We start from the raw sequence: 5037 nt of genomic DNA, 5'->3' as shown, positions 1-5037 counted from the left end.
TAGCTTAGTTTTTGATTGTTGATAAAGAAACACTCTTTTGCACGCAAATTTGCTATATCAATAAAATCGTCGATTTCTTGATTGCCAACTTTAAGAATACTTTCAAAATATCTTTTTTCTATCATCATTCCATACTGAGAATGATGACAAACCATTTCATCATTACCTTGTTTTTCTATATATACGCATAAATTTCCACTATTTAATCCTAATATTTTATGCTCAATAAAATCTTCATTGCCAATATATTGTCGGCAAGAATACTCCTTACAAATTTCTATGCTTTCTATGATATCTTCACAACTGCAATATGCATTAACATTGGAAATGAGTAGCGTAAAAATAAAAAACAGCTTTATGTTCATCACCTTATCTACTTAATATAGTATACCAATCAAAGACTATATTAGCTCTCACTATCTCTATCATATTACCATTCAAAATCTGATTCATAGTTTCATTCAGCATTCATCAATATTTCTCTGCTTATTTAAAATAAGAGATTTGATCATAACATAACCGGGCAGATTTGGAATAGACTGTAGAAATAAAAAAATATGCTTATCGCTGATTGAGCTTAAATTCAACTTCCTTAAGACCACTTCACTTTTTATTACTTTTGTGCGTTCACTTTTGTTGTGGAGCTCAACTTCTTCGGGTATAGAAACTGATATTTCAGGTTCTAATATATAGTACTTTTTATATAACTTGCTAAGCTCGAAATTTAAATTTGCAATGTATCTGCTACTATGTAAATTTGAAGAAGAAATTTTTTTCCATAAATCTAGGTTTTTATTTAGAACAACTTCGTTTTTTTGAATTCCAGTAATCTGTAAATTAATAGAACGTATTTTATCAATCGCAATTTGGTTTTTATTATAAATCTTTTCGTTATAGATAACAACATATGTTAATAACCCTACTAATCCAACAGATAATAACAAATACGATATAAACTGAATTGTAGCTTTTCTTTTTAATTCAGAGATAGTCATTAATCTACATTGCCTCTCCTATTTCAACATCAATAGATAGATTTTGCTCTTTAGCAGCAGGTAAGCTAGAAATATTAATGTCATAGGTACGAAAATTATCGTTTAAATTTTTTCGTAGTTTCTCGTATTGATGAGAAATATTTTTACCGGATTGAAAATTAAACTTTAAAGTTGTGGTAATATAACTTTTTGCCTCATTATAATTCCATTCAAATGATCGAAGCTCTATACCTGGTATTTTTAACTTTTCTACATACTTAACTTGTGTAAGAGGAGAGTATTCTATTTTTGATAAAATACTATTGATATTAATAAAATCATAAATTTCATCTATTTTTTTTACATTATAGCTTTGGCTAAGTTTTGTTAATTGGTTATTTAAGGTGTTCTGCTTTGCTGATAAATTATCAGCGACATTGAAATTTGAATACAAATTTAGCAAACAAAGGGTGTTCATTATAACTAAAACCAGGGCGAAGTATAGAAAAATTCGAGGAGAGTTTAAATAAAGGTAATTGAATAGATAAAATTCTTTAGTTTCCTTTGTATTAAAAATAGCTGCTAATTTATTCTTAAAGCTATGAAACAAAATTATGGTATCGCAAAAGTTATCTTTTTCACTTATAGCTAGTTCTGCTCCTAATAGTTTGCCTAACTCATATGGAGTTAATATGTTCACACTGTTCTCTGAAAAATTTATGACTGATAAACTAGCTTTGATATCTTCTGACACTATGATACAAAGGTCGATAGGGTTATTTTTTTCAAACCCAAACTTAGTTAAGGATCGAATAGTATCTTGCACTTCCTGATATATTCCACCAGCGATAATTCCTGGTAAATTATCATTAGTAAATGATGTTAAGAACGTAAATACCATTTTATTCTCTTTAAGAACCACTTGTCTGTAGCCTCCCGTTTTAGTTGCAGCAACTATAATTTTCCAATTATTAGGATCTTTATGTAGAATCTTTTTTGTTATATTACTTATTTCTATAGGAAACATTAATATTCCCTTAAAGTTGGAGCCTATCTCAATAAACACATTCAACCAATATTCTACTAAATGCTTTGCTTTCGATGAAACAAGAAGATAGCACCAGTTTTGATTGAATTTGTTTGGCTTCTCAACCAAAAAAACTGAACTTATGTCATTATTACGAGAAAAATGCTCCATCTTTGTTTTTGCTGGTAGATAGGCACTAATCTTGTTTGCCCTTGTAATAAACTGTAGCGAGTAATTTTGATCTGCATGATTAAGCACCAGGTATAAAGGTGCTTTTTTATCTGACGAAAGACATGAAATTAAATCGGAAACTGCTTTATCGTTTTTGCCCTTAACAAAATACCTTTTATTTAAAGTATTATTTTTAAAATATAGTAACATTATGCCTTCTTCTCCAATAGAAAGCATAAACTTACTTTTGGATTTTGAACTAAACATATTAACAAAGCATATGCTTATCTAGAATTAAAAAGGCAATTTATTGAAATTCATTAAACGTTAGAGGGAAATATTGTTATAAATTTTCGCAGCAACATTGTTTATATTATAATTTTTTTATAAAATTACCACTAATATTAAGTTATTTAGATAATAAATTAAGAAAATTCATTAAGACGAATTTGTTGTTTTTCAAATTGTAGGTAAACCTAAGCCACTTTAGCTATATCTGCCGATTGACTTTAATTAACAAGAGTTATTAATCTATTTACTATTCTTGTAATATTATTTCTAATGGTAAAGAAATATATATTTTCTGGAACAGTTGTTATTTCAGATACAGAATTTATTGTAAGTAAACTAACCATTTGCTGAAGAGCGTTCATCTTCTGTGGTACTTGATGATGGAGCAACTAACTTGCTCAAAATCTCATCTTTTGGTCCCATAGCGTAAATGACACCATCTGACATGAGGATCACCTTATCAACTACGGACAATAACGGTAGCTTGTGAGTGATGATAACAGTAGTAGTATTTTGTTTTCTTGCAATGCCAATTGCATTAATTAAGCATGCCTCTCCATTGCTATCTAAGTTAGCGTTTGGTTCATCAAGTACTAAAAGTTTTGTGTGACCATAAAAAGCTCTGGCAAGTCCAAGAAGCTGTTTTTGGCCGCCAGAGAGCGTTACTCCTCCAGGACCTCCTATTGTTGTATCATATCCATTTGGTAAGCTTAGTATTAGTTCATGTATTCCTGCAATTTTTGCTGCTTTGATTATTTCTTCAGGATTTGGATCTGGCCTCATGCGAGCAATATTAGCTTTGACACTAGTGTTAAATAACTCAATATCCTGAGGTAAGTAGCCAACATAATTACCAAAATTTTCTCGATTCCAAGTATATACATCAGCGCCATCTAGTCTGACTACACCAGATATTGGCTTCCATACACCAACAGTTAATTTTGCGATAGTGGATTTACCAGAAGCACTTGCACCAATAACACCAACTACATCTCCAGGATCTATAATGAATGATATTCCTTTTACTGTCGGCTTATTGCTTCCATAAGGAGTAAAAAATACTCTATCAAATTCCAATTTTCCTTCAGGTTCTGGTAGAGCCATCGTTTGCTCTCTTTTTGGCGATGTTAATATAAGTCTTTGTAGCCTTCCATATGACATTCTAGCCTGATTTAAAAACTTCCAAGTATGAACCGCAGCATCAAATGGTGCTAATACTCTACCCATTAAAATTGAAGCAGCGATGATGCTACCGGCAGTCTTATGAGCTGTGATTGCAAGTAATGCACCTGTTCCAATTACTGATATTTGCAGAGTTGAGCGCAAAAACTTAGTGATTCCAGTAATTACATTAGAGCGATTTTGTGCTTTAATTTGCATTGCTCGATTCTGATCATTTCGTTTACACCAATCAGAGACTATGAATTCTGACATGCCCATAGCTTCAACCACTTCTGCATTTCTTGTTGCAACATCTATAGCATTGATATTCCGTATAGTTTCTTCGTTGGTTTCTTGTAATATTCGTTTAGTGGCAAGTTCATTCCATATTGCCATAGAGACTAATATAATAATTCCAGTAATAGCTATAAACCCCGTGGAGGTATGTATCATGAAAATCACAACAAGGTAAATTAACGACCATGGAGTATCAAACAGTGAGAATATACCATTTCCTGTAATGAAATTTTTTACCACTCCGAGATCTCGTATTGCTTCACCACTTGAAGTTGAGCTCTGCACTGACGTTAGCCTGATTGACCTTACTATCAGATCTGGTGTTGCAGTTTTATCGATCCAATCACCTATTTTTGCCATGGCTAAATATCGACAAGTTTCAAGCATTGCAGAACATGCAAATGCAGATAAAGTGATAATTGTCAGCATAGTTAGTGTTGATACACTTTCGCTCGATATCACCCGATCAAGCACTTGAGAGGTATAAAGTGGTAGGAATAACATTAATAAATTGATTCCCGCACTAAACCAAAAGATAAACCAAAATGCACTTTTGCATTTTTCTAGGCAAACATATAGAGTACTTTGCTTCAATTCTTTTTTTATTGATGGCGTAATTTCCACAATCTTCCTCTTAATTTGATTACATGCACCATATACAATTTTTATTACAAAAATATTAATAACGGTAGTTAGCTTACTTTAAGTGAGTAAAATATTAATATATGTGAATAGGAAATATAAACAATGGTAAAAAGAAGTATAGTTGATATTTCCTTCGTTGCCTATAGCGAAGCTACGTCATACCGCGATTCATTCTATAGCTGTACGAACATTCATTTTTGAAGATAAACTGCACAGCAAATGGTGTCATGAAAGTAGCTGACACTGGGATGGCTTTGTTGCATCGCTACTTATGAAAGGCTAACTATAATTAGGATTATAAGCAACTTATTGAAAATCTTGTTTTTTTTGCAATCAATCTGATCAAATTTAAGAATAGTAATTTGTTATTTATATTAATAAATTTAATTCTATTTAAAATAGCTAAAGCATTGAAATTCTTGAATTTTAGCCGGATTAGTGAGTGGTAGTGAAATTTCTTTTACTCAAATT

General features: G+C 31.3%; 3 protein-coding genes and 1 pseudogene. All 4 read right to left on the bottom strand.

The genetic code is table 11. From position 1 onward, the window contains the following. Window positions 1–365, bottom strand: a pseudogene (locus WGMM_RS00950) (hypothetical protein); the annotation flags it as partial. A gap of 96 nt (window positions 366–461) precedes the next feature. Then, the gene (locus WGMM_RS00945) at window positions 462–995 is read right to left on the bottom strand and encodes a hypothetical protein (protein WP_240991811.1); all 534 of its coding nucleotides are present in this window, start codon (window positions 993–995) and stop codon (window positions 462–464) included. Between the two features lie 4 nt (window positions 996–999). After that, window positions 1000–2439, bottom strand: coding sequence for a hypothetical protein (locus WGMM_RS00940; protein WP_240991810.1), 1440 nt, complete (start codon window positions 2437–2439; stop codon window positions 1000–1002). A gap of 360 nt (window positions 2440–2799) precedes the next feature. Then, window positions 2800–4545 (bottom strand): type I secretion system permease/ATPase, encoded by a 1746-nt coding sequence (locus WGMM_RS00935; protein WP_038248621.1) that lies wholly within the window; start codon window positions 4543–4545, stop codon window positions 2800–2802. Window positions 4546–5037 lie beyond the last annotated feature (492 nt).

The sequence above is a fragment of the Wolbachia endosymbiont of Glossina morsitans morsitans genome (genome assembly GCF_000689175.1).
Classification (GTDB): Bacteria; Pseudomonadota; Alphaproteobacteria; order Rickettsiales; family Anaplasmataceae; genus Wolbachia; species Wolbachia pipientis.
Note: the sequence above shows the minus strand (reverse complement) of the source record. Positions and strands in the feature narration are given on the sequence as shown.

Bases quoted from the DNA above. Each gene is read 5' to 3' on its own strand.
- WGMM_RS00945 (WP_240991811.1), bottom strand. From the start codon at position 995: ATGACTATCTCTGAATTAAAAAGAAAAGCTACAATTCAGTTTATATCG.
- WGMM_RS00940 (WP_240991810.1), bottom strand. From the start codon at position 2,439: ATGTTTAGTTCAAAATCCAAAAGTAAGTTTATGCTTTCTATTGGAGAA.